The sequence below is a fragment of the Methanocaldococcus vulcanius M7 genome (assembly GCF_000024625.1).
In the GTDB taxonomy this organism is placed as follows: Archaea; AGJL01; Methanococci; order Methanococcales; family Methanocaldococcaceae; genus Methanocaldococcus; species Methanocaldococcus vulcanius.
In genome coordinates this window covers 522,346-540,938 of sequence record NC_013407.1, presented here as the reverse complement: position 1 = coordinate 540,938, position 18,593 = coordinate 522,346, and the positions used below count along the sequence as shown (strand labels likewise).

21 protein-coding genes and 1 tRNA gene are annotated in these 18,593 nt (G+C 34.5%); 12 read left to right on the top strand and 10 right to left on the bottom strand.

Annotated features, from left to right (window positions below):
• The first annotated feature begins 206 nt into the window (after positions 1-206).
• From METVU_RS02805 to METVU_RS02780, 6 genes are all read left to right on the top strand, one after another.
• Positions 207-2,399: a phage tail tape measure protein gene (locus METVU_RS02805; protein WP_015732651.1), complete on the top strand. Its 2,193-nt coding sequence runs from the start codon at positions 207-209 to the stop codon at positions 2,397-2,399.
• A gap of 134 nt (positions 2,400-2,533) precedes the next feature.
• Positions 2,534-3,010, top strand: a complete 477-nt coding sequence (locus METVU_RS02800) for a hypothetical protein (RefSeq protein WP_015732649.1) — start codon at positions 2,534-2,536, stop codon at positions 3,008-3,010.
• Positions 3,011-3,014: 4 nt separating this feature from the next.
• Positions 3,015-4,211 (top strand): DUF2341 domain-containing protein, encoded by a 1,197-nt coding sequence (locus METVU_RS02795; RefSeq protein ID WP_015732648.1) that lies wholly within the window; start codon positions 3,015-3,017, stop codon positions 4,209-4,211.
• 4 nt (positions 4,212-4,215) lie between these two features.
• Positions 4,216-5,244, top strand: coding sequence for a hypothetical protein (locus METVU_RS02790; RefSeq protein WP_015732647.1), 1,029 nt, complete (start codon positions 4,216-4,218; stop codon positions 5,242-5,244).
• On the top strand, positions 5,244-5,831 hold the full coding sequence (locus METVU_RS02785; RefSeq protein ID WP_015732646.1) for a hypothetical protein: 588 nt from the start codon (positions 5,244-5,246) through the stop codon (positions 5,829-5,831). The genes METVU_RS02790 and METVU_RS02785 overlap by 1 nt, the downstream gene beginning before the upstream one ends.
• A 9-nt stretch (positions 5,832-5,840) precedes the next feature.
• Positions 5,841-7,784, top strand: coding sequence for a carboxypeptidase-like regulatory domain-containing protein (locus tag METVU_RS02780; protein ID WP_015732645.1), 1,944 nt, complete (start codon positions 5,841-5,843; stop codon positions 7,782-7,784).
• Here METVU_RS02780 and METVU_RS02775 read toward each other — a convergent pair.
• Genes METVU_RS02775 through METVU_RS02760 form a run of 4 tightly spaced genes read right to left on the bottom strand, consistent with a single transcriptional unit; the run spans position 7,781 to position 12,000 of the window.
• The gene (locus tag METVU_RS02775) at positions 7,781-8,230 is read right to left on the bottom strand and encodes an HK97-gp10 family putative phage morphogenesis protein (protein WP_015732644.1); all 450 of its coding nucleotides are present in this window, start codon (positions 8,228-8,230) and stop codon (positions 7,781-7,783) included. The genes METVU_RS02780 and METVU_RS02775 overlap by 4 nt on opposite strands.
• Positions 8,227-10,230: a phage minor head protein gene (locus tag METVU_RS02770; protein ID WP_015732643.1), complete on the bottom strand. Its 2,004-nt coding sequence runs from the start codon at positions 10,228-10,230 to the stop codon at positions 8,227-8,229. The genes METVU_RS02775 and METVU_RS02770 overlap by 4 nt, the downstream gene beginning before the upstream one ends.
• A gap of 10 nt (positions 10,231-10,240) precedes the next feature.
• A complete protein-coding gene (locus METVU_RS02765) occupies positions 10,241-11,545 on the bottom strand; it encodes a phage terminase large subunit (protein ID WP_281033863.1) in 1,305 nt (434 codons plus the stop codon).
• Positions 11,546-11,559: 14 nt separating this feature from the next.
• On the bottom strand, positions 11,560-12,000 hold the full coding sequence (locus METVU_RS02760; RefSeq protein ID WP_015732641.1) for a hypothetical protein: 441 nt from the start codon (positions 11,998-12,000) through the stop codon (positions 11,560-11,562).
• On the opposite strand from METVU_RS02760, the gene METVU_RS09045 reads away from it, so the two are divergent.
• Positions 11,965-12,396 carry a hypothetical protein gene (locus METVU_RS09045; protein WP_169302077.1) on the top strand — a complete coding sequence of 144 codons (432 nt, stop codon included), beginning with the start codon at positions 11,965-11,967 and terminating at the stop codon, positions 12,394-12,396. The two genes, METVU_RS02760 and METVU_RS09045, sit on opposite strands and share 36 nt — an antisense overlap.
• 95 nt (positions 12,397-12,491) lie before the next feature.
• Entirely contained in the window at positions 12,492-12,830 is a 339-nt protein-coding gene (locus tag METVU_RS02750; protein WP_015732639.1) for a hypothetical protein, read from the top strand.
• Between the two features lie 188 nt (positions 12,831-13,018).
• Here METVU_RS02750 and METVU_RS02745 read toward each other — a convergent pair.
• Positions 13,019-13,106, bottom strand: a tRNA-Ser gene (locus METVU_RS02745).
• A gap of 181 nt (positions 13,107-13,287) precedes the next feature.
• On the opposite strand from METVU_RS02745, the gene METVU_RS02740 reads away from it, so the two are divergent.
• The 4 genes from METVU_RS02740 to METVU_RS02725 all read left to right on the top strand — a co-directional run bounded on the left by METVU_RS02740 (position 13,288) and on the right by METVU_RS02725 (position 16,180).
• Positions 13,288-13,872, top strand: a complete 585-nt coding sequence (locus METVU_RS02740) for a 50S ribosomal protein L15e (RefSeq protein WP_015732638.1) — start codon at positions 13,288-13,290, stop codon at positions 13,870-13,872.
• A 208-nt stretch (positions 13,873-14,080) separates the two neighbouring features.
• Complete coding sequence (gene rpsB, locus METVU_RS02735; protein ID WP_015732637.1) at positions 14,081-14,752, top strand: 30S ribosomal protein S2; 672 nt, start codon at positions 14,081-14,083, stop codon at positions 14,750-14,752.
• A 58-nt stretch (positions 14,753-14,810) separates the two neighbouring features.
• Entirely contained in the window at positions 14,811-15,422 is a 612-nt protein-coding gene (locus METVU_RS02730; protein ID WP_015732636.1) for an HVO_0476 family zinc finger protein, read from the top strand.
• A gap of 98 nt (positions 15,423-15,520) precedes the next feature.
• The gene (locus METVU_RS02725; protein ID WP_015732635.1) at positions 15,521-16,180 is read left to right on the top strand and encodes a 30S ribosomal protein S3ae; all 660 of its coding nucleotides are present in this window, start codon (positions 15,521-15,523) and stop codon (positions 16,178-16,180) included.
• A gap of 109 nt (positions 16,181-16,289) precedes the next feature.
• Here METVU_RS02725 and METVU_RS02720 read toward each other — a convergent pair whose 3' ends face one another.
• The 5 genes from METVU_RS02720 to METVU_RS02710 all read right to left on the bottom strand — a co-directional run bounded on the left by METVU_RS02720 (position 16,290) and on the right by METVU_RS02710 (position 18,589).
• Positions 16,290-16,685 carry a Zn-ribbon domain-containing OB-fold protein gene (locus METVU_RS02720; RefSeq protein WP_015732634.1) on the bottom strand — a complete coding sequence of 132 codons (396 nt, stop codon included), beginning with the start codon at positions 16,683-16,685 and terminating at the stop codon, positions 16,290-16,292.
• Between the two features lie 110 nt (positions 16,686-16,795).
• The gene (locus tag METVU_RS08870; protein ID WP_083771291.1) at positions 16,796-16,969 is read right to left on the bottom strand and encodes a CooT family nickel-binding protein; all 174 of its coding nucleotides are present in this window, start codon (positions 16,967-16,969) and stop codon (positions 16,796-16,798) included.
• A 14-nt stretch (positions 16,970-16,983) separates the two neighbouring features.
• The gene (locus METVU_RS09170; RefSeq protein ID WP_015732632.1) at positions 16,984-17,115 is read right to left on the bottom strand and encodes a hypothetical protein; all 132 of its coding nucleotides are present in this window, start codon (positions 17,113-17,115) and stop codon (positions 16,984-16,986) included.
• 54 nt (positions 17,116-17,169) lie between these two features.
• Complete coding sequence (locus METVU_RS02715; RefSeq protein ID WP_015732631.1) at positions 17,170-17,397, bottom strand: hypothetical protein; 228 nt, start codon at positions 17,395-17,397, stop codon at positions 17,170-17,172.
• A gap of 13 nt (positions 17,398-17,410) precedes the next feature.
• Positions 17,411-18,589 (bottom strand): thiolase domain-containing protein, encoded by a 1,179-nt coding sequence (locus METVU_RS02710; protein WP_015732630.1) that lies wholly within the window; start codon positions 18,587-18,589, stop codon positions 17,411-17,413.
• Positions 18,590-18,593: the final 4 nt, after the last annotated feature.

Here is an 18,593-nt window from a genome sequence, read left to right as displayed (position 1 = left end):
AGAAAGGTTGTAAGGTTGAAGTGGTTAAAGAATCTGAATTGTCACTACAGTATAAAGAAATCCTAAGGCGATACACATGCCAGTAGATACTGAAAGGTGGAAAAGACGAACAATATTAATTTTTGGAGCTATTTGTTTGGTGATATTCATAGTTATCGGATTATTGTTTATATTGTCCATAATAGGGTGTTTGTTGGGCTGGTAACATGGCTGACACTAATCTGCAAATCATAATTACAGCGGTGGATAAAGCAACGGCAGTATTTCAAAAAATACAACAAAACATTGATAGATTGGAAAATAGAGTTAAAAACATGGCTGATGTTTTTGATAGGGTAGGAAAGAGTATGGCAATGGTTGGAGCTGGAGTTACAGCATTTTCAGCTCCATTTGTTGCAGGAATGTATTCAGCAATTCAAACAGGTATAGAATTTGAACAGCAGATGTATAAGATTAAAGCAATAACTGGAGCTACGGCTGAAGAATTTGAGAAATTGACACAAACAGCTATGCAAATGGGGGCACAGACGGCATACACTGCTTCAGAAGCTGCTGAAGCAATGTATCTCATGGCAAGTGCTGGGATGAAAACAAATGAAATAATTGCAGCAATTCCCAATGTTCTACATCTGGCTACGGTAGCACAAACCGACTTATCAACAGCTACAGATTTAGTAGTTTCAACATTGAACTCATTTGGAATGTCAGCACAAGAATCCGGTAGAGCCGTTGATGTTTTTGTTCAAGCGTGTGCCAACTCTCCAGCGACTGTTGAAAAATTACAATACTCCTTGAAATATGCGGCACCAGCAGCAAGGGCATTGGGGTTAAGTTTGGAAGATACAGTAGCTGCTTTGATGATGTTTTATAAGGCAGGTAGAAGAGGAGAAGATGCAGGGACAGGATTGAGAGAAGTATTAACTGAGTTGGCAGATACTAAGGTTCAGAAAGCATTAGAGCAGTATGGAATTAAAGTAATGGATGCATCAGGAAAACTTAGGAATTTAGGAGATATTTTAGATGATATTAAGAAAAAAGGGTTGTCAGCAACTGAGATATTTAAAATATTCGGAACTGAGGCAGGTTCAGCATTACTACAATTAATGCAACAAGGAGGAGATGCTTATAAGGAATACGTTAGGATATTGGAAAATTCTGCAGGAGTGGCTGAACAAAAATACAGAGAAATGACGAACACTGTTGAGTATAAGATACAGCAGTTGAAATCAGCAATTGAAAATATAAAATTAGAGATTTTTAAGGACTCTAAAGGCAATATCAAAGAATTCTTAGACATGCTGATTAAAGCAATGCCGGCAATAAAAGAATTTGCAGTTTCAGTTGCACAAGGAATGGCTACTGTCGGTAAAATCATTCTAATGGCTCTAAAACCTATATTAGATATTTTTAACAAGCTTCCAACACCAATAAAACATGCAATCGGAGCATTTGTAGGATTAGCTGCTGCAGTTGCTGCAATTGTGGGGCCTATAATATTACTGGCTGGAGCATTTGCAATGGCGATATCTTCAACATTGGAAATAGTTTCAGTCATTGGGGCTTTGGGGATTTCATTTGGAGCAATTGCTGGGGCAGTGTCAGCAGCCATAGGAGCAATAGGTGCATTTATAGCGGCAATCGCACCTATAACAGCACCAATATTGGCAATAGTTGCAGTGCTGGCAGTTCTATACTTAGCTTGGAAAAACAATTGGTTTGGTATAAGAGATATTGTAAATTCAGCTATTAGTGCAGTAAAGCAGAAGCTGACACTATTTATTAATGGAATTAAGTGGTTAATTAACCAAATTAAGACTCATAAAACACAGATTCTTGAAGCTCTGAAATACTCCCTGCTTGGACCGTGGGGGCTTATAAAATTAGCATGGGATAAGAATCTATTTGGAATTAGAGACAAACTCAAGAATATAATGAATGAGATAATTAATTTCTTAAAATCACTGCCAAGTAGATTTTATCAAGCTGGAGTTGGGCTCATTACTGAATTTATCAGAGGATTCACCAGTAAAATTAATGAAATTAAGCAAAAAATCTTAGATTTACTCAGCTGGATTGATGACCATTTACCTCACTCACCAGCAAAAGAGGGACCTCTATCAAGATTAGATAAAGTAGGTCCAGGATTCATCGAAACAATTGCGGAAGGAATTGAAAAGCATAAATCAAGAATTCAAGCTGCAGTTGGAAAAATAACGACAACAATGGCGATAAATCCAAAAAGCATTCCCATAAGCCAGCAAGTTACAACAATACAGAATATTACTAACTCAAGCCCAAATATCAACGTCAATATACACGTTTCTAAAACCGATGCGAGCCCTGAAGACATCGCCCTGGCTGTCCAGAAGGTTCTGAAACAGCAATTAACAATGTGGTGATGTAAATGTGGCACTATGCTGATGAAACTGAAAGATTAGTCGTTGAAGTTGTTATAGACGTTTCAAATTACCAAATCCCAACAACAACAGTTGAATCTGGCGTTTGGACATTCACAGCTTAAAAGGTGATATAAATGGCAGCCGTCCAGCCACAAACTAAAATCATGACAATAGAAAACGTTTCAGAGTCAGATATTAACGGATTGGGTTCAGTTGAATACCAAAAAAAGGTAACTTTAGATAATGGCAATATTTGTTCAGTTGAGAAAATTGAGTATTATAGGACAACACAAAAGCTGATTGTACAATATAAAGATGATACTGACGTGATTAAAGACCAGATAAGTAGAATTAACGATTATCAAAATTATAAAACAACTTATGAGCAAACTGGTTCAGTTGATGCTTTAGCCCTTATGGGAGCAATTAGCTTAGAATTTTCAAAAGATTATGGGATTGCGATTTCCGATTTAATATCTAAGGCTGTTGATGTGCTAAATTATTGGAATAATGGTTATTCGATTGAAGACATTGCTAAAATGACCGGGTTAGATGAAACAAAGGTAAAAACAATCTTAGTTCTCAATGGGAAACTAACAATAACATGGTGAGGGCATGGCATTGGATGGATGGACATATTATGCCACTGTAAATATTTCTAATCCAAATTCTTATGATTTATTAGATTTTCAAGTGCTTATTCAGTTAGATGCTAATAACTTTGATTTTTCAAAAGCTAAAGATGATGGAAGTGATATTAGATTCACACTTTCAGATGGTGAGACGTTAATATCACATTGGATAGAAGAGTGGGATTCTGCCAATCAAATAGCTAAAATCTGGGTAAAAGTGCCGAGTATTCCAGCAGGTGGCTCTACAACTATCTTATTATGGTGTGGAAATCCAGATGCAGTTGATGCAAGTGATGGGAGCAGTGTTTTTGAGGTATTTGACGATTTTGATTTAAACAGCTGGGAATTATATGGAACATCATCAACAACAGTAGATATACCTGAAACAAGCTGGATAAGACTACATCCTGACGATGCTAATAGCAATATTGGAATCAAAAAGAGTATATCTGCACAAAATGTTGTTATTGGTGTGAAATATAATTACGTGGCTGGTAATGGTGGCGAGATACCATATATCGACATTGACAGTAGTTTAATTGAATTACCTAAAACAAACTACGTTTCTGATGATATAATTGGAACGCAAATATACTATTATGAAACTGGAAATGTTACGATAAATGACTACATTGGTTTATATGCTACAAGAGGAGGTTGGGACATAGACGTTAGGTTTGATTGGATTTATGTAAGAAAATACGCTGAGAAAGAACCATCGTCCACTGTAGGAACACTACAATATGCAAACACAACGATAATCATTGCGACATTAACAACAATCAATGTTTCAAAAGCTGTAGAAACCTTTACAGGAGATGGAGCTACGACAACATTTACAGTGCAAAATAAACCCATAATCCCAAAAGTGCGTGTTTGGGTTGATGGAACGAAATTAGTTGAAGGGACAGATTTCACAGTTGATTATACCAATGGAACAATAACATTCACAACAGCTCCAGCATCAGGTTCAACTATCGAAATTCTTTACTTCTACGGCTATATCGATATAGTTCCAAATGCAACGGTCAATATAACCGATTCTGCAGGAAATACAATAGCTACAGCCACGATTGATGCAAAAGGAGATTATTCAGTTGAAGTTCCAACAGGTGTTACATTATATGCAGTTGCAGATACTGCTGACTTTGATGCAAAAACAGAGTTCAAAATAGAGTGATAGTATGACAACATTTTCATTAATTCCGAATTTTCCAAATACTTTTACAACAAATATTCAAACATTAGCTACAATTAAGCTTTACAAAAGAGTTCAATTATTACTTAGTGAAGATGCCAACAATGAAGATGTAGAATTGTATATTCCACCAGAATTTACAGCATTTTGGGATTATAGAGGGCAGGAACTAAGAATTACAGATTCTGCTGGTAATGTCTTGCCTTTCGATATTTATTCCGAAACTGCTAACGAAATGAGCATTGTAGTGCATAATGTAACGGGTTCAGCTAATGATGTGTTTTATCTTTACTTCGATGACCAACAACCAAGATATACCAGCAATTTAGATGCCACATTGCAAAGACCTAATTTATCAAAGCAATTCTTACTGAATTTGTCAATTAACAAATATTACGCAATTTACGATGCGATAATTACTAATGTGAATAATCTAATCAAAGATATTTCCCAAATCACAGTTGTTGATGATTATACTAACCAAGTATTGCCTTATAGAGTTTTAGAAACATATACGGATGCTAATGGGAATATCATAGCCATACATCTCCAAGTTAAAGCTCCTTACATACTCTCCAAAAGAAGATTCTACATCTATGCAAGAGACACGGCTAACGATTCATTAGTTTCTTTAGATGCTTATATCTTCCCTGCAACAAGTGTAAAGGTTTCTTATGAGGAAAAAGTAGCTTCTGATTTCGCTATCAACAGATATGCATTCAAAGTTATTGATAGAAGTATGGACTTCGGCAGAGCTGTTGGAAAATATGCTATTGAAGATGGTGAAACAAAAGCGGTTCCTTATTTGAACACTACAAAATCCTTCAGCGTTAGTGTGCTTCTAAATACGATTGATGATTATTTGAAGTTAGAAGAGTTTAGAAAAACAAGAACTTTGTTGGTTCAGTATGATAATCAAATATTTTATGGAACCCTTGAAAAATGCAGTATTAGAAAAGTTATTGGATTTGATAACATCTATGTTGCTGATTTGACGATAGTTATGGTGAAATAATGACTGAGCTTTACATTAACGGCAAGAAAACGGAATTTACTGACATTAGCATTAAGCAATATATGAATAAAATCTCATCTGCTTCCATAACCACACCTTTTAACGATGCAGTTGGATATTTTGATTTTGTAGAAATTGTAGAAGGACAATTTACACTTTTTAGAGGCTACATTGTGCAGTTGGAACATGAAAGCACAGCAAACAGTAGAGTTTCAAAATTTACCGCTTATGACCCTCTGATTAAGTTAAAAAACATAGCTTTTATTGGGGGCTATTCTGGTTATTTACAGGATTTACTAAATCAATTGTGTGATGAAATTAACATAATAAACGCAGTTTCAGTTGATGCAAAGGTAAATCTCAGATATGAGAATGAAACTAACAAATACCAGCTTTTAAAAGATGCCTTTCACTTTGCTAAAACGAGTTTTTACTACGATTCCCAAACTAACGAATTAAGGGATTTAGCAACGAGCTACGATGATGTTATGACGCATTTAATTTTCAGCTGGAATAGAAGATGCAGAATGATACAGACAATTAATGATAAAATTGTAAATGTTGTTAAAGTTACAAATCAAAGATAAGGTGTTAGTATGGATATTTCAAAACTCGGAAAAACAGTTTTTTTAAATGATTTCGTAGGGTTGGCAGTATTCTCAAAAGGCTCTATTTGGACTGTTACAGTTACAAACTACGAAGCAGATGACACTGGTGCGGATGGAGGAAACGGTGTAGGTCTAAGATACATAGACGTTAATGGAAATAAAGTAGATGTTAGAGTTCCAAATAACGGGAGTTTGACATTTGAGTGTCTTGTAGGTGACAATGGATATCTTTGTGAAGTTTATGCAATTTATTGGGATATTGACTATGAAGACAAACATGTTGATGTTTCAGCAGTAGATATCGCTAATTCAACTGAAATAACTTTTCCAACAGTGCACATTGGAGATAATGTTGCAGAGGCAGAATTATCACACACTTATACTGTTCCAAGCCCTGATGTCTTTAGTTCGGGAACCGTTACAGTTGATTGGGGAGATGGAACGATAGAAACAGCTAATCTATATAGAGATTCAAATGGAAATCTAATCAGTGATAAAAGATGGTGTTATGCGGTAATTGACAATACAACAGCTGGAATTTTTGTTGCACACTCACACACTTATGACGAACCAGGAAGTTATAAAGTCATGATTAAATATTCTCTCGGACAATTAACTTTCATTCGCTTTGTAGATGTTGAAATACCTTCAGATGTCCCTTCTGCACGTGATTACCCTGACTTGAATGATGATGCTCCAGATTCAAGCCCACCATTGGACCCTAACTTACCAGATATTCCAGATGATAATAATGATTTGAATAATTTCGACTTTACAACAACTCCATCTCTTCAAATTGCTGAAGTGGAAACAGATAAAGAAGAATACAGCTGGCGAGTTGATGGAAATGCCATAATAAATATCAAAGTCATAGATAACAATCAAATACCAGTTGATGGCTGTCTTATTAGCCCTGTAGCTACAAGTTTAGGAAACGGGCAATATCAAATAACTTATCCCCTCCCTCAAGTAGATGATACCGTAGAAGTTGAAATAACTGCACAAAAAAGTGGATATGAGCCAGCATCAACAACCGTTAGTTTAAGAGTTTCAGAATGGGGAAATTATGTTTTAAAAGCTTCAGTTCTTACAGATAAAGACAAATATCTATATGCATCAACAGAGCCAGCTAAAATTACAGTAATCGTTGAAGATAAAGCTGGAAATAGAGTTTCAGGATGCACGATAACAGACAACTTTGGAAATTCCTACACTGACAATGGAAATGGGGAATACACGGCATATATGGATATAAGTAACCTACCTGTTGGGAGATATGATTTAGTTGTAAAAGCAACAAAAGACAACTATAAGAGCAATATTAACGATAGAACGCCACAAACAGAACAATTCGTTTATGATGGTGTAAATTCATCTTTTAAGTTAAAATATAAACTGATTGAACCAATTAGTGTGAAAATTAACGGAACAGAGACGACAAACTACACAATAACTAACGACGCTTATGGGGATTGCTATTTAAACATTTTAGATTCGATGAATGCATCAGATATCGTAGAAATAACGTATAATTACTATACTGACAGTACTTACTTCGATATTGCAGAATCCTTAGAGCCGATAACTGTTATCGTCGTTGATGAACAATCTATCGCCAAATATGGAAAAAGACTGATGGAAACACTTTACATCCCTTCCCTCCAAACGGTTGAAGAAGCTGAACAAATAGGTAGAGATTATCTCGCCCAATATGCAAATCCAAGGCCTGTTTGGGAGATTGAAACTTATTTAGATTTAATCCCACCAAAAATAGGCGATATAGTATTTACTAATGATAAGTTTTGGAACATTATTCAAAAAAGAGTTAATTATGTTGAGTTTAGCATAAAACCAAATGATAAAAGGGTTAAGTTAGGTTTAGAATATGAAAAAGAGCTGTTAATTGATATTTTAGAAAGTATTAAAGGCTAATCTAACGCATCTTCAATTGCTTTTTTTATTAACTCTTCAACACGCTCTTTTTTTGCCTTTAGTGCTGGCTGGAAAAATGGACGAGCAGGCATTTTCTTTGTCCCCTGTTCTACAAAGATTGCGTAAGGTCTTGAAGTTTTTATAACACCTTCTAACCCTCCCCTTCTAAATGAATGGCTTATTGACTTTTCCAATTTCTTTTTATCTTCTCTCGGTGAAATTAGCCCCTCATGAGGTAGAAGCCCTTTTCTTTCTAACTGTTTTCTATAACTTTCAGATATTGGGGGATAATTCAATTTCACATATCCTCTTCTGATATTGTCCAAAACTTCCTCTTTAACTTCCAATGTCGCCTGCTTAATGGCATCCTTAAGGTTGTCTTCTAATTCTTCAGCTATTGTCAGCAGAGATTTATCCACTTTAACTGTTATGTCCATAAACTTCATTTTTTCACATCCACAATTTTATATCCTAAGCTACATCTGCAGTTTGGATGCAACGGTGGTTTAACTGGAACTTTATCAATCTCCCATTCTTTCCCCTCCAAAACTCTACATTTTGGACATACCTTGCCATCCTTTCTCGTATACCATCTTACCATGACTTTAACCTTATTTTTCTCAGCATACTTTTTATAATATTCATATCTTGACCATTCATAGGCCCTACTAAGCTCAGTCCTTGCTATTCTTTCTGCCTCATGTCTTGTTGTTTTTAATGTGTCCATGATTTTTTGCGTTATGTTTGTATCTTCAGTTGTGCTAAGTTCTTCTAACAAAATATGTCTTAATCTCGCCTTCTGATTCTCTGTTAATTTTTTGCACAGGTCGAAGGTATAATTTTTAACAAACTGTATGACTCCTTTATCAATATCAATTTCTAATCCTGTTACTCTAACAATATCACTTAAAGCCTGCTGGATTTCTCCTGAAAAATCCAATCCCTGAAATTCTTTATTTATTAAAGCTCTAATTTTTCTATAAGCTGTTGCTGTTATCTTTCCTTTATTTTCCTGAATGATTTCCATGGCCTTATCTTTAACTTCAAGTGTAGCATTTTCTATCTTTTCCATAATTTTATCAACTAATGTTTGTGCTATCGCTTCAATTGTTTCTTTATCAATCTCTGCAAACATTTCTGCAAACATTTCAGCCTGTCCCTTCTGCAATGCCAAATCCAACTCAATGCCAAACTCCTGAGCAATTCTTTTTAGTGTATCTTCTGAAGCTCCAATATCTGCTAAGGATTTAATTGTATCTGCTACATTTTTGTAATACTCTGATTTCTCTAAAAGCTCTTCAGTGTCATCTGTTATAAAAGTAAATTCAACATCAATGTCTCCAAAGTTCATTCTAATTAACTCATTAATCAATTCCTTAATCTTCGCCTGCATAGACCTTATTAGCTTCAGCCTTTCCCTTCTCATATCCTTCCTTCTATAATCTGCCACTCCAGATTTCCATAATCCTTCTGAGCTATAAAATGCATTGAAAATAATCTCATCATACTTGTCTAAAATGAATTTAATGTATTCCCAATTGATTTTCATGTCAATCTGATTATAATCGACATAACAAGGTGTCGCTACAGCTCCTTTGTATTTTAGTTTTGTGATGTCATTGGCATAATTCTTCAGCATTTCTTTAAACTTCTCAACTGTAATGTTAGTTCCATCTGGAAGTCCAATGCCTCTGCCATCGCTTAGTATCTGCCCAATTTTAATTTGGACCGGAGGGATGGCTTGATGCTCGTTCACATACGCACAAATCTCATTTAACAACTTCTGCTTTTGATAAACCGCATTAACACACCTTGCCATTAATGAAGTTCCTTCAAGCAGAATTATGTCATTGATGTCTAACCAAACCTGAACCATTTCACTTTTAACCGTAAATAAATTTAAAACCTCTTCTTTCCTTTCCAAATCAATAAATCCGATTTTTCTTATCTGTCCATCAATTGTAGCATCATGAATAATAATCCTATCATCTCCGAAGGGATTCCTAATTATTTTAGTAGCCTTTGGGTCTAACCTATGCAATCTTACAATTTTTCCATTTTCCCAAACAATCTGGTAAATCGCCTTTCCATAAATAAAGTAATCCCTAAGCATTTCGATAATCGTAGCAGTGGCATTTTTTGAAAAGATTATACCCGTCTCATATAGCCACTTTTTAACTTCTTCAATTTGCTTTTCATCGCCTTTTAATGTCCAATTTGAAATTATGTCATAAATCAATGAATGCAATGCCAAATTAACTTTCTCATCAATGAGGAAAGCCCCTTCTAAGTTTGCTTCATCTGTTATATCAATCATCTGGATTGTTGAAAACTCTCCAAGTTCTATATCGGCTGGAGTCCTATCACTAACTCCCACCTCTGTGGTTTTAGTAGCTGGAGATTCACCGAAATAATCAACAACAATCTTTCCTTCGGATTCTGACATTTAAACCACCTCAATAGCTGAAGTAATCAACGATTATGTTATTCGTTGCCTTATCAGCAGCATATACAGCTAATGCAAGAGAACATACACAATCATCGTGCATTCCAGGTTTAGCTTCAAAAGAAATCGTAGTTTTCTTTTTTACATACCTAAAATACTTCAATTCCGTAATAAGAGTGTCAATATATGGGAATATTACCTCTTTTCTCTCCAACGCTGTTTGAAGTTTAGTTATTAGTTGCATTTTAGACTGATTCGTAAATTTAAACGGAATTGGATTGCAGTCTTCAAGTTGCTCTACAACAGGGTCTCCTACCCCAGTGCTATCAACGCAAACTACGGGCTTAAATTTTATATAAAGTTCTTTTATTCTCTCAACAACATAGGAATATGGTTTATCCTTAAATCTTTCAAAATACACGAGTTTATACGGATTTTCAGAAACATCCAATATTATAATAACCGTATAATCCTGATATTTAGCCAAATCAACTCCCATAACATATCTATGCCCCTTCTCCCCGACAGTTAGCAATTCGATATTGGAATCAATGCATTGCTGGATATACTCCCACTTGAACACAGCATCCTGGTCATCAATAAACTCTGCACAAAACTCCTGTTTCCAAACTAAGGAATCTTCTCCAAATTCTCGCTTTATCTCTTCAATTACACTTTTAGGTAAGAATGGATTTGACCACGTTGGGAATCTAAATGAAATGTGTCTATTTTGTCTATTTTCTCCCATCAAAAATGACTCATAAAAATGATTATGCCCATTTGGAGTAGAGATTTCAATTAAAGGTGCGTCATAATCTATCAACAATGGTTTAATTACATATTTCACAACATCATCTTTGATGAATGCAGCCTCATCAAGGATAACAAGATGATAACTCTCTCCTCTAATAGACGTAGGGTTATCAGCACTTCTAAAATCTATTATACATCCAGTTTTGAATTCAATAACCATGTAAGGAGATTCTGTAATTCTCTTAACGAGTTTTTGCAGTGTTTTATTTTTCTCAATGTATGTTCTAAGTTCTTTAAAGATTATCCTCGCATTTGCATAGTATGGGGCAATAACGGCAAATTTCTTATCCTTTTGAGTGCAACTCAGAAATATCAAAAGAAAGCACATAAGTTTTGATTTACCGAACCTCCTACCTGCCGCTACAATTATCGTTTTATATTTGCCTGAAAAGAATGCTTTTACTATTTCTTTCTGAGCTTTGTGTAATTCAGCACCTAATACAGTTTTAACAAAAAATTCAAAATCAGTTCTTAATTTTTTGCGAAGTTCTTTAAGTTTCATTTTAGACATAGCCATTACTCTTCACCAGTAAGGGCTTTAAGTAATGGGTCCTCATCCTCCTCTTTTCTGAAGTCTCCTAAAATATTGTATTTTGTCTTCATTGCACAACATAACGCTTCGATAGCTGCTTTTAGTTTGTAAGGATTTTTGCTAACTTCATCACTATTTAATGCTGATTTCGCCTTTTTTATTGCAAAATTTAATGTGCCAATGTCTTCAAGCAACTCTTGCTCAACGCTCCCCTTGCCTTTATGTTTCTCATAAATCTCTTGTAATCTTAACTGAGCAGTTTTTTCAAGATGCTTTTTGTAATACTTATGAACGGCCTGGGCTGTAATTTCAACTTCATATTCCTCATGTATTTTTTTCGCAATTTGATTCCACGAATACCCTTGAGACCTCCATAGGATTATGTCATCATGCATCTCTGGGGTAATTTTTTGATTGTTACTCATCTCAACACCTCATCAACCATTCATCAACCACCATCAACCTCAGCATTAGAATTTAAAAATTCTAATGTCCCAGCCCTATGTGGAGGTGAAAGTATGAATGATTCTCAAAAACAATACCTCGCAACAGTCCTAATGGTAGAAATCATCTTACTCCTGGTCCATGAATATAGAGCAGCAGTCATCTGCATCCCAGTGTTCTTACTGATACTACTACTCTTCCATGAACAACTTTTTCATGGCATTAGTTTGGGCAATATTAAACTATTCAAAAAAGATACTTTCGATAATCATAAGAGAGTTAAAACAGTTCTTCCGATTAGTCAAAGAATATCAAAAAACATCCAGACAAGACAAAAAGAAACTATTGATGAAAATCTTGATTTTGGAAGCTCTTAAATATGCCATTGCCATTGGTTGTAGTTACCTCGGAATCTCAGAAGGCTTAATCCCAATCTTAAAACTACTAATAGAAATATTACTTGGTGGTTAAAATGCCAATATTCGGTAAAAATAAAGCAACAGAAAACCCAAAAAAAGAGATGATTGAACTACTAAAACCCTATGTTGATTATCCAGAAAACGTTATTCCAAAACATAGAAAAAAAGCACTGTTAAAAGCATTAGATAAAAAAATAGGGGAACACACCGATGAAAATGGTGTTTTAGATTATCAAAGTGTATTGGATGAGTTGTATGATAGTTGCTTTGAGGAGAATGAAATTAACGGGGCGGAATATACTTTTTTAGTTCAAGTTTTAAGCTTTTACGTGTATCATTTAGTAGTTGTTGAGGATCCTTTGGACATTAAAAGGCTGGCTGAGATTGATTAATTATTTTTTATCTACACTTATATTTTTATCTTCAAATTAATTAATATATTACCGTATCAAATTTTAGTCCGATAGTGTAGCACCAAACTTAAAATAGTCCTTTAACTTCTCCATTGAGCTTTGATATAAAATAGCTTCAAATTCCTATCGGACTATATTAAAAAAGCTCTATTTGGTTTTTATTTTAATGGCGCGGGGGTCGGGATTTGAACCCGAGTTGGGCTATGCCCAACGGGATTAGCAGTCCCGCGCCGTACCAGGCTGGGCCACCCCCGCTCTAAAAGCAAAACTAAGTTATATGTAAGCAGTATATATACTTTTCGTTTTTGTTGTTTTTGTAAAAAGACCGTTAAATTAATATAATAGTATTGAGTAGTTATTTACCCTATATGTCATATTGCAAAAATAGATTAAAGGGGATGTGGCATAATGCTGAACCCTAAAAAAGAGGGATAAGATGGGAATTTATAAATATATAAGAGAAGCATGGAAGAGACCAAAAGAAACATATGTTAGGCAGTTATTATGGGAAAGATTACAGCAATGGAGAAGAGAACCGGCAGTTGTAAGAGTTGAGAGACCAACAAGATTGGATAGAGCAAGATCTTTGGGTTATAAACCAAAACAGGGAATTATTGTTGTTAGAGTAAGGGTTAGAAGAGGAGGTTTAAGAAAACCAAGACCAAAGAACTCAAAGAAGCCAGCAACATTGGGAGTTAATAAGATAACAATGGGTAAATCCATCCAAAGAATTGCTGAAGAGAGAGCAGCAAGAAAATATCCAAATATGGAGGTCTTGAACAGTTATTGGGTAGGCGAGGATGGAAAACACAAGTGGTATGAGGTTATATTGGTAGATCCATACCACCCAGCCATTAAAGCAGATCCTCAACTTAACTGGTTATGCACTGGAAAACATAGAGGCAGAGCGTTCAGAGGTTTAACATCCGCTGGTAAGAAAGGTAGGGGATTAAGAAACAAGGGAATAGGAGCTGAGAAGGTTAGACCAAGTATAAGAGCTCATGGAAGAAGAGGTAAGTAAATTAAACAGTTAATATTGGTTATGGTTATAAGCAAAAAATTTATATAAGCAAAATTTATATAATCTTTTAAATCTTAAATCAAAGTTTAATTAAACTCCAAAAAAAGATAATTTGGGGAAAAAACTACTAATTTTTAACTCCCCTAAAATTCTATAACAAAAACAAAAAGTTCTTTTTTAACGTTAATCCAACAAAGAAGGTGAAAGAATGAGTAATGAAAAAGAACTGTTAGTTCCGTTGGATACATACTTAGCTTCAGGTATTCATATTGGAACCCAGCAAAAAACAAAAGATATGGAGAGATTTATATATAGAGTAAGAAGTGATGGATTATATGTCTTAGACGTTAGAAAGACAGATGAAAGATTAAGAATAGCTGCTAAATTTTTAGCAAGATATGAACCAGAAGATATATTGGCTGTTTCAAGAAGAATCTATACAATGGGCCCATTAGAAGAGTTTGGAAAATACACAGGAATAAGAACCGTAGTTGGAAGATTCGTGCCTGGAACCTTAACAAACCCATCCTATAAGGGCTTTATAGAGCCGGAAGTAGTATTTATAAGCGATCCAAGAGTTGACAGGCAGGCATTAAAAGAGGCAACAGAAATAGGAGTTCCTATCGTTGGATTATGTGATACAGAGCACTTGACATCATTTATTGACTTAGTAATACCGACAAACAACAAAGGTAAAAAAGCAGTTGCTTTAATCTACTACTTATTAACAAGAGAGTATTTGAAAAATAGAGGAGTTATATCTGATGATACAAACTTGCCATTCACATATGAAGAGTTTTTAGAAAAAGCAGCAAATCCAAAATATAGAATTATAATCCAACCAAAAGATAATAGAAGAAGAAGGAGGAGAAGAAGATAACTCCTAAAAATAATTTTTTAACGTTATGTAGATTATAACATCTAAGAGGTTATTGAAAATGTCTGAAAAAATAAATATGGTATGCGAGAACTGTGGTTGTGAAGAGCAAGAAGTTCTAAAGAAAAAAATTCATGAAAAATCTGCATATTATTTAATTAAATGCCCAAATTGTGGTAGAGTAAGGGAGATTGTTGATAAGGTAAAGTTAAGTCAGGTAAAGTTGATAACAAGTAGATATGATCTCTCTGAATCAAAAATAATAAATATTCCTGAAGATGAGAAATACAAAGTCGGAGATGTAATAAACGTTGATGGAGAAGAGATAGAGATAACCAAAATAGAAACGCCAAAATCAGTAAAAGAATCTATTGGGAAGGATATTAAAGTCATATGGGGAAAATCTTTATCTATTCCTAAAAAGATAGGAATATCTATAAACGATAAAAATAAAACCTATGGAATATACTTATATGTGCCAAATGATTTCGAATTTGAAATTGGAAAGGTATATAGGATAAATGATGGATTTTTTAGATTGAAAAAGATAAAAACAGATAAAACAACTGCAAAAAAAGCAAAAGCCAAAGACATAAAACGTTTGTATGGGGATGTTGTTAGGCCATTACGAAATCATATTGATCTGACTGAGTTTTATAGAGAGGAGGAATAACTAAACCAAAAACTGATGAAAATTAAAAATTAATGTAAAAATTTTTGATAAAAAATTAATAAAATAATCACACTAAAACAAATTTTTAAGGTGAAAGAATGGCTACTGCAAGAACTGCAAGGTCAAGAAGAAAAGTTAGAAAGGTAAAAGATAAGTGGAAAGAGAAAGTATGGTATGAGATCTACGCTACACCAGAGTTCGGAGGCGTCTTTATTGGCTACACTCCTGCAAACGATCCAAGTTTGGTTTTAGGTAGAGTTGCAGAAACAAGTTTAAGGGACTTAACAGGAGATCCAACAAAGCACATGCATAGGGTTTATTTCAAAATATTTGGAATTACTGGAAATAAAGCAATAGCTCAATATTATGGGCATGATACAACAAGAGAATTTATGAGATCCCAAATAAGGAGAAGAAGAAGTAGAATTGACGCTATCTTAGATGTTACAACCCAAGACGGATACAAAGTAAGAACTAAGGCCGTTGTTTTAACTGCTTACAGAGCTGACGCAAAGCAGAAATCCGATCTTAGAAAGAAGATGGTTGAAATTATAAAAGCAATGGCTAAGGAGAAAACATTTCCACAGTATGTTCAAGCGATGTTATTCGGGGAGATGGCTGAGAGAATAAAGAATGAATGTAAAAAGATATTCCCAGTCAGAAACGTTATTGTTTATAAATCAGAAGTTTTATCTTTAGCTAAAAAAGAAGAAAACGAAGGATTTGTAAAAGAAGCTGAAGAAACTGTTGCAGAATAAAATTAAAATATCTCTTTTTATAATTTATAATCTATTAACATTTTTTAATTGGTCTATTATTTTATATTTATTTTATTTATTTGTTTTCTTAATTTTTCTTGGTTAATAATTAATTTTCAACAGGTTTGAATTTATATCCATAGGTTATAACTCCATCATCTCCATCTTCTTTGATCCTTCTAAACACAGCTTCAACCGGCATGCCGATATACACTTCTTCTGGCTTACAATCAACCACTTGACCAGTTATTTTAACTCCTTCTTCTAACTCAATAATCGCTATCACGTAAGGGGCTTGCTTCTCAAAATCCTTCGGAGCCACATGAACTACTGAATAAGTATAAACTTTTCCCCTACCACTCAATTTAATATCCTCAAAGTCCGTTTTTCTTCTACATTTTGGGCATATCTCTCTTGAAGGGAAATAGACAGTTCCACAATTTTTACATCTAACTCCTATTAGGTTGTATCTCTCTTTTATATGTCTCCAACTTCTTACTACCATAATCTCCCTCGATCTTGCTTTTATTTATTCCCTTTATTTATTTCTTTCTTATTATTTCTATTCACTTTAAATTTAATTAAAATTTAATTAAATAGTCGGTTATTATCGATTTATCCCTCAATAAATATCTTATTCTCATTTAAATCAATTTTTTTAATATCTCCAACGAATTCTTTTTTATCGCCAAATAGATCAATGGCTATGACTTTATCTTCTTTTTTCTCAACAATCATAACATCTTCCATAACTAACTCTCCATTAAAGTAGAGGTTGCAACTGCACATATTTTCACCATAAATTAGCTTGCCTTATCCTCTTCTATATCTTCAACTTCCAATGCTCCATCTTCATATCCATAGAGTTCGTAGATTTTTGAGGATATATAGATGTCAATAAGCATAATCAATCTACACTCTCCTCCAACCCACATTATACATCCTATCTTTTTTACAAATATCTTTTATAAAGGGGTAGAATTTCTCTGTCAATCTCCCATGTTTTTATTTTTATTAAATGGTAAATATGGGATATTTAATTTGACTTTTTTGTATAGTATAAACCAAACTGCAAACAGACATGCAAATATTACTGCAGAAATCCATAGAAATATAGTTAATCCGTCAAATAAATAATACCATACAATAAAGTCAAATATCATAAATCCAATGCATCCAATCGCTATAGTAAGAACTTGCTTTTTAATCTTGTCCATAATATCAACCCAATTATTTTTTATTAGATAAGATATGAACACATACAGTTCCCCCAGTTCCTCCAACATTCACAGTTATCCCATACCCGTTTTTAATCTCTACCTGTCTATCTTTAACTTCTTTATCCTGCTTTAACTGCCAATAAACCTCTCCAACTTGCCTAATTCCTGTCGCTCCTAACGCATGTCCAGCAGCTTTTAACCCTCCACTTGGATTTATTGCAGGATATTTATCACAATCAATTGCAATCTCTTTATTGTAAACAATCTTTCCTGCCTCTCCCTTTTTGCAAAATCCAAGTTCTTCCATTAATATTAATCCATTTATGGCAAAGCAGTCGTGAACTTCTGCAACATCTATCTTATCAGGGCTTATATTTGCCATTTTATAGGCCTTTTCACTTGCTACTCTTGCTCCTTTTAGTTGGGTTATGCTCTCCCTGCTATGTAATGCGATAGTATCTGATGCTTGGACACTTGCTCTTATATATATAATTTCATCCTCATTAACAAATTCCTTAGCTTTCTCTGCATCACACACTATAAGGGCGGCAGCACCATCCGAGACGGGTGAGCAGTGAAGTAATCTCAATGGCTCAGCGACAGGAGAGGAGTTAAGGACTTGGTCTAACGTTATTTTAAATGGAAATTGAGCATATCTATTCTTTGAGGCATTTTCATGCATAATAACGCTCCACATTGATAGTTCTTCCAAAGTTAAACCATATTCATACATATATCTTTGAGCCATCATCGCGTATAGAGAGGGAAATGTAGCCCCAAATAGTGCTTCCCATTCTTGATCTGAGGCAGATGAGATTGCAGATGTGGCATCAACAACATCTGTCATCTTTTCAACTCCACCAACTAAGACAACATCACTCGCTCCACTTGCCACATTTAAAACTGCTTGCCTTAGAGCTAAACTACCAGATGCACATGCTGCCTCTACTCTTGTTGATGGGATTGGATTTAAACCGGCATGCTCAGCTATTAATGAGGCAATATGTTCTTGTCCAACAAATAAACCTGCACTCATATTTCCTACATACATCTCATCTATATCTTTCCCATCTATGCCTGCTGCTTCAACTGCTTTAACTCCTGCTTCAACAATTAAGCTTCTAAAACTTCTTTCCCATAATTCTCCAAATTTTGTTTGTCCATAGCCGATAATGGCAACATCTCTCATTTTT

What these genes read in the sequence shown, in the direction of transcription:
- METVU_RS02805 (WP_015732651.1), top strand. Translation starts at nt 207, where the DNA reads ATGGCTGACACTAATCTGCAAATCATAATTACAGCGGTGGATAAAGCA.
- METVU_RS02800 (WP_015732649.1), top strand. Translation starts at nt 2,534, where the DNA reads ATGGCAGCCGTCCAGCCACAAACTAAAATCATGACAATAGAAAACGTT.
- METVU_RS02795 (WP_015732648.1), top strand. Translation starts at nt 3,015, where the DNA reads ATGGCATTGGATGGATGGACATATTATGCCACTGTAAATATTTCTAAT.
- METVU_RS02790 (WP_015732647.1), top strand. Translation starts at nt 4,216, where the DNA reads ATGACAACATTTTCATTAATTCCGAATTTTCCAAATACTTTTACAACA.
- METVU_RS02785 (WP_015732646.1), top strand. Translation starts at nt 5,244, where the DNA reads ATGACTGAGCTTTACATTAACGGCAAGAAAACGGAATTTACTGACATT.
- METVU_RS02780 (WP_015732645.1), top strand. Translation starts at nt 5,841, where the DNA reads ATGGATATTTCAAAACTCGGAAAAACAGTTTTTTTAAATGATTTCGTA.
- METVU_RS02775 (WP_015732644.1), bottom strand. Translation starts at nt 8,230, where the DNA reads ATGAAGTTTATGGACATAACAGTTAAAGTGGATAAATCTCTGCTGACA.
- METVU_RS02770 (WP_015732643.1), bottom strand. Translation starts at nt 10,230, where the DNA reads ATGTCAGAATCCGAAGGAAAGATTGTTGTTGATTATTTCGGTGAATCT.
- METVU_RS02765 (WP_281033863.1), bottom strand. Translation starts at nt 11,545, where the DNA reads ATGAAACTTAAAGAACTTCGCAAAAAATTAAGAACTGATTTTGAATTT.
- METVU_RS09045 (WP_169302077.1), top strand. Translation starts at nt 11,965, where the DNA reads ATGCATCTCTGGGGTAATTTTTTGATTGTTACTCATCTCAACACCTCA.
- METVU_RS02760 (WP_015732641.1), bottom strand. Translation starts at nt 12,000, where the DNA reads ATGAGTAACAATCAAAAAATTACCCCAGAGATGCATGATGACATAATC.
- METVU_RS02750 (WP_015732639.1), top strand. Translation starts at nt 12,492, where the DNA reads ATGCCAATATTCGGTAAAAATAAAGCAACAGAAAACCCAAAAAAAGAG.
- METVU_RS02740 (WP_015732638.1), top strand. Translation starts at nt 13,288, where the DNA reads ATGGGAATTTATAAATATATAAGAGAAGCATGGAAGAGACCAAAAGAA.
- rpsB (WP_015732637.1), top strand. Translation starts at nt 14,081, where the DNA reads ATGAGTAATGAAAAAGAACTGTTAGTTCCGTTGGATACATACTTAGCT.
- METVU_RS02730 (WP_015732636.1), top strand. Translation starts at nt 14,811, where the DNA reads ATGTCTGAAAAAATAAATATGGTATGCGAGAACTGTGGTTGTGAAGAG.
- METVU_RS02725 (WP_015732635.1), top strand. Translation starts at nt 15,521, where the DNA reads ATGGCTACTGCAAGAACTGCAAGGTCAAGAAGAAAAGTTAGAAAGGTA.
- METVU_RS02720 (WP_015732634.1), bottom strand. Translation starts at nt 16,685, where the DNA reads ATGGTAGTAAGAAGTTGGAGACATATAAAAGAGAGATACAACCTAATA.
- METVU_RS08870 (WP_083771291.1), bottom strand. Translation starts at nt 16,969, where the DNA reads ATGTGCAGTTGCAACCTCTACTTTAATGGAGAGTTAGTTATGGAAGAT.
- METVU_RS09170 (WP_015732632.1), bottom strand. Translation starts at nt 17,115, where the DNA reads ATGTGGGTTGGAGGAGAGTGTAGATTGATTATGCTTATTGACATCTAT.
- METVU_RS02715 (WP_015732631.1), bottom strand. Translation starts at nt 17,397, where the DNA reads ATGGACAAGATTAAAAAGCAAGTTCTTACTATAGCGATTGGATGCATT.
- METVU_RS02710 (WP_015732630.1), bottom strand. Translation starts at nt 18,589, where the DNA reads ATGAGAGATGTTGCCATTATCGGCTATGGACAAACAAAATTTGGAGAA.